The sequence below is a fragment of the Limobrevibacterium gyesilva genome (assembly GCF_025989185.1).
GTDB classification, from domain to species: domain Bacteria; phylum Pseudomonadota; class Alphaproteobacteria; order Acetobacterales; family Acetobacteraceae; genus Limobrevibacterium; species Limobrevibacterium gyesilva.
Map to the genome: position 1 here is coordinate 1 of NZ_JAPDNT010000067.1, position 4,424 is coordinate 4,424.

Genomic DNA, 4,424 nt, shown 5'->3' on the forward strand with positions numbered 1-4,424 from the left:
GGCGCGCCCGGGGGCCACAGGGCCAGGAACGCCGTCGCCGCCCTGCTGGCCGCCACCGCCCTCGGCGCCGACCTGGACCGCGGGGCCGCCGCCCTGGCCGGCTTCGCGCCGATGGCCGGGCGTGGCGCCCGCCGCCGCATCCGCGTGCCCGGCGGCGAGGCGCTGCTGCTGGACGAGAGCTACAACGCCTCCTCCCCCGCCGTGCGGGCCGCGCTGGCCGTGCTGGCGCTGCAGCCGGCGCGGCGGCGCATCGTGGTGCTGGGCGACATGCTGGAGCTCGGCGAGGCCGGTCCCGCCGAGCATCTTGGTCTGGCACCGGACATTGCCGCCTGCGCAGACCTGTTGTTCGCTTGCGGCCCGTTGATGCGGCTGCCGTTTGCCGCCATTCCCCCCGCCCAACGGGGCGCTCATGCCCCGGATTCCGATGCCCTCGCACCGATCGTGGCCGGCGCCCTTCGCCCGGGCGACGCCGTGCTGGTCAAGGGCAGCCTGGGCAGCCGGATGAAGCGCGTCGTGCTGGCCCTCGAACCACCCGAGGAGGTTGGCTGATGCTCTACAATCTGGCGCGCCCGTTCGCCGACCAGTTCATCCTGTTCAACCTGTTCCGTTACCTGACCTTCCGGTCCGGCGCCGCTTGCATCACCGCGCTGGTCATGAGCCTGGTGCTGGGCCCGCCGCTGATCCGCTGGCTGAAATCGGTGCAGCGCAACGGCCAGCCGATCCGTCCCGACGGGCCGGAGCGCCATCTGATCGAGAAGAAGGGCACGCCCACCATGGGCGGCGTGCTGATCCTGGCGGCGCTGACCGTGTCCACCCTGCTGTGGGCGGATCTGCGCAACGGCTATCTGTGGGCGGTGCTGCTGCTGACGCTGGGGTACGGCGTGCTCGGCTTCATCGACGACTACATCAAGCTGTCCAAGGCGAATTTCCGCGGCTTGTCCGGACGCGGCAAGCTGATCGCGCAAGCCGTGCTGGGGCTGATCGCCGCCTATTGGATCGCGTCGCTGACCCGCGGCGCGCTCGGCTCCGGCGTCACCGTGCCGGTGTTCAAGGAAGTGCTGATCCCGCTCGGCGTGTTCTTCCCCGTGTTCGGCATGCTGGTGATGCTGGGCAGCAGCAACGCGGTGAACCTGACCGACGGGCTCGACGGGCTGGCGATCGTGCCGACCATCATCGCCGCCGGCGTGTTCGCGCTGATCGCCTATCTCGTCGGCAACCGCGTGTTCGCGGACTACCTGCAGCTGAACCCGGTGCCTGGCACCGGCGAGTTGTGTGTGTTCCTGTCGGCGCTGATCGGCGCCGGGCTGGGTTTCCTGTGGTTCAACGCCCCGCCTGCCGCCGTGTTCATGGGCGACACCGGCAGCCTCGCCCTCGGCGGCGCGCTGGGCGCCGTTGCCGTGGCGGTGAAGCACGAGCTGGTGCTGGCGATCGTCGGCGGCCTGTTCGTGGTCGAGACGGTGTCCGTCATCATCCAGGTGTTCTGGTACAAGCGCACCGGACGGCGCGTGTTCCTGATGGCGCCGCTGCACCACCATTTCGAGAAGAAGGGCTGGTCGGAGCCGACCATCGTGATCCGCTTCTGGATCATCGCCATGATCCTGGCCCTGGTCGGCCTGGGCACGCTGAAAATCCGATGATGTTCCCGGAACACATCTTCGCCGGCGCGCGCTTCGCCGTCGTCGGCCTCGGCCGGAACGGGCTGCCGGCCGCACAGGCGTTGCAGGCGATGGGCGCCGATATCACGGCATGGGACGACAGCGAGGCCGCGCGCGCCGCCGCCGCGTCCGCCGGCCTGCGCGTGGGCGAGCCGGACATGGACGGGCTGTCGGCGCTGGTGCTGTCGCCCGGCATTCCCCACCGCCTGCCCCGCGCGCATCCGCTCGCCGCGCGCGCCATCGCCGCCGGCGTGCCGATCCTGTCGGATGCGGACCTGCTGTATCGCGCGGTGCGCGCCGCCGGGTCGCAGGCGCGCTTCGCGGGTGTCACCGGCACCAACGGCAAGTCCACGACCACCGCGTTGCTGGCCCATATCCTCGCGGTTGCCGGCCGGCCGGTGGCCGCCGGCGGCAATCTCGGCACGGCGGCGCTGGCCCTGCCGCTGCTGCCACAAGATGCAGTGTACGTCTTGGAGATGTCGTCCTACATGTTGGAGCGAATCGCGGCGTTGCGGTTCGATACAGCCTGCATGCTCAACCTCAGCCCCGACCACCTCGACCGGCATGGCGACATGACCGGCTATGCCCTTGCAAAGCGTGCGATCTTCGATCGGCAGGACGCGGGCGATGTCGCCGTGCTCGGCGTCGACGACGGGTGGTCGCGCGCCATGGCCGAGGCGCTGCGCGCCGGCCCTGCGCCTGTGGTGACCATCTCCGGCGCCGGCCGCGCCGACGTCTTCACCGAGGGCGGCGTGCTGCGCGATGCCGATGGCCCCATCGTCGCCCTCGCCGGGGCGCGGGCGCTGCCGGGCGCGCACAACGCCCAGAACGCCGCCGCCGCCGCCGCCATGGCCGCCGCCCTGGGCGTGCCCCGCGCCGCCATCGCCGAGGGCATCGAGAGCTACCCCGGCCTGCCGCACCGCCAGGAGCGCGTGGGCACGGTGGACGGCGTCGTGTTCGTGAACGACAGCAAGGCCACCAATGCGGATTCCACGGCGCGGGCCCTGGGCTGCTACGACCGGCTGATCTGGATCGCCGGCGGCATGGCCAAGCAAGGCGGCATCGCGCCGCTGGCGGAATTCTTCCCGCGCGTGGCGCTGGCGCTGCTGATCGGGCGCGACGCGCCGATCCTCGCGGAAACGCTGCAGGCGCATGGCGTGCCGTACCGCGACGTGGGCACGCTGGAGAACGCGGTGGCCGAAGCCTGGGCCGCCGCGCGTGCCGGCACCGCCCCCGTGGTGCTGCTGTCGCCGGCCTGTGCGAGCTGGGACCAGTTCACCGGCTTCGACCAGCGTGGCGACCGCTTCCGCGCCATGGTGCAGGACATCGGCCACGCGGCGCTGGCACCCAAAGGGGGTCCGTGATGCCCGCTCTCTCGCGCGCCGATACCTCGCTGCTGGGCCGCTGGTGGTGGACGGTGGACCGCTGGACGCTGGTCGCCATCGCCATGCTGATCGGCTTCGGCTACATCATGATGCTGGCGGCGAGCCCGGCGGTGGCCGAACGCATCCACCAGGCGCGCGACGTCTTCATCTTCAAGCAGATCTTCTTCCTGGCCATCGCCGGGCTGATCGTCGTCACCGTCAGCCTGCTGTCGCCGCGCGGCGTGCGGCGCGTGGCGCTGGCCGGCTGCGCCATCGCGCTGCTGCTGACCGCCGCCACGCTGGTGGTGGGAACGGAGATCAAGGGCGCGCGCCGGTGGATCTCGCTGCCGGGGATGTCGCTGCAGCCCAGCGAATTCCTCAAGCCGTGCTTCACCGTCGTCGCCGCCTGGCTGCTGGCGGAAGGCCAGCGCAGCCGCCGCTTCCCCGGCATGCTGCTGGCCTTCGCCGTGTTCGGCCTGATCGCCCTGCTGCTGAAGTCGCAGCCGGACATGGGCATGCTGGCGGTGATCATCGGCGTGTTCTTCCTGCAGCTTTTCGTGGCCGGGCTGAACCTGGTTTTCGTCGGCGCCGGCCTCGCCGGCATCGCCGCGGCCGCGGTCGGCGCCTACACCTTCTTCCCGCATGTGCGCAGCCGCGTGACCCGCTTCCTCGACCCCACCACCGGCGACAACTACCAGGTGACGCGTGCGCTGGAGGCGTTCGGCAATGGCGGCCTGCTGGGCCGCGGCCCCGGCGAGGGCCACGTGAAGGACACCATCCCCGACGCCCATGCCGACTTCGTCTTCGCCGTGGCCGGCGAGGAGTTCGGCATGATCATCTGCCTCGTCATCCTCGCGGTGTTCGCGTTCATCGTGCTGCGCGCGCTGCTGCGGCTGCTGCACGAGGGCGACCTGTTCGTGGTGCTGGCCTCGGCGGGGCTGGCCGCCGGGTTCGGGCTGCAGGCTTTCGTCAACATGGCCTCCACCCTGCACCTGATCCCCACCAAGGGCATGACGCTGCCGTTCATCTCCTATGGCGGGTCGTCGGTGGCGGCCGTGGCGCTGGGCATCGGCATGCTGCTGGCGCTGACCCGGCGACGCCATAACGGAGAGCTGTTGTGAGGGGCCCCGCGGTGCGTCCGATCGTGATCGCGGCCGGCGGCACGGGGGGGCATTTCTTCCCCGCCGAGGCGCTCGCGGCCGAACTGGTGCGGCGCGGGCGCCGCATCGCGCTGATGACCGATGCGCGCTCCGGCGGCCTGTCGTCGGCGGTGTTCGAAGGCCGGGAGCGCTTCGTGCTGTCCGGCGCCGGCATCGCCGGGCGCGGCGCGCTGCGCGCGGCGACGGCGGTGGCGGCACTGGCCGCCGGCACGGGGCAGGCGCGGGCCATCCGCGCGCGCCTCGAA

At 71.7% G+C, this 4,424-nt stretch carries 5 protein-coding genes; all 5 read left to right on the forward strand.

The window, feature by feature from the left end; all coding sequences use genetic code 11:
* Positions 1-549, forward strand: a 549-nt coding sequence (locus OL599_RS25625; protein WP_283949951.1) for a glutamate ligase domain-containing protein, incomplete at its 5' end; no start/stop codon positions are given.
* Positions 549-1,637, forward strand: coding sequence for a phospho-N-acetylmuramoyl-pentapeptide-transferase (gene mraY, locus OL599_RS25630; RefSeq protein WP_264716898.1), 1,089 nt, complete (start codon positions 549-551; stop codon positions 1,635-1,637). The genes OL599_RS25625 and mraY, both read left to right, overlap by 1 nt.
* The gene (gene murD / locus OL599_RS25635; protein ID WP_264716900.1) at positions 1,634-3,019 is read left to right on the forward strand and encodes a UDP-N-acetylmuramoyl-L-alanine--D-glutamate ligase; all 1,386 of its coding nucleotides are present in this window, start codon (positions 1,634-1,636) and stop codon (positions 3,017-3,019) included. The genes mraY and murD overlap by 4 nt, the downstream gene beginning before the upstream one ends.
* Positions 3,019-4,140: an FtsW/RodA/SpoVE family cell cycle protein gene (locus OL599_RS25640; protein ID WP_264716901.1), complete on the forward strand. Its 1,122-nt coding sequence runs from the start codon at positions 3,019-3,021 to the stop codon at positions 4,138-4,140. The genes murD and OL599_RS25640 overlap by 1 nt, the downstream gene beginning before the upstream one ends.
* Before the next feature lie 11 nt (positions 4,141-4,151).
* Positions 4,152-4,424, forward strand: a 273-nt coding sequence (locus OL599_RS25645) for a glycosyltransferase (protein ID WP_264716903.1), incomplete at its 3' end; no start/stop codon positions are given.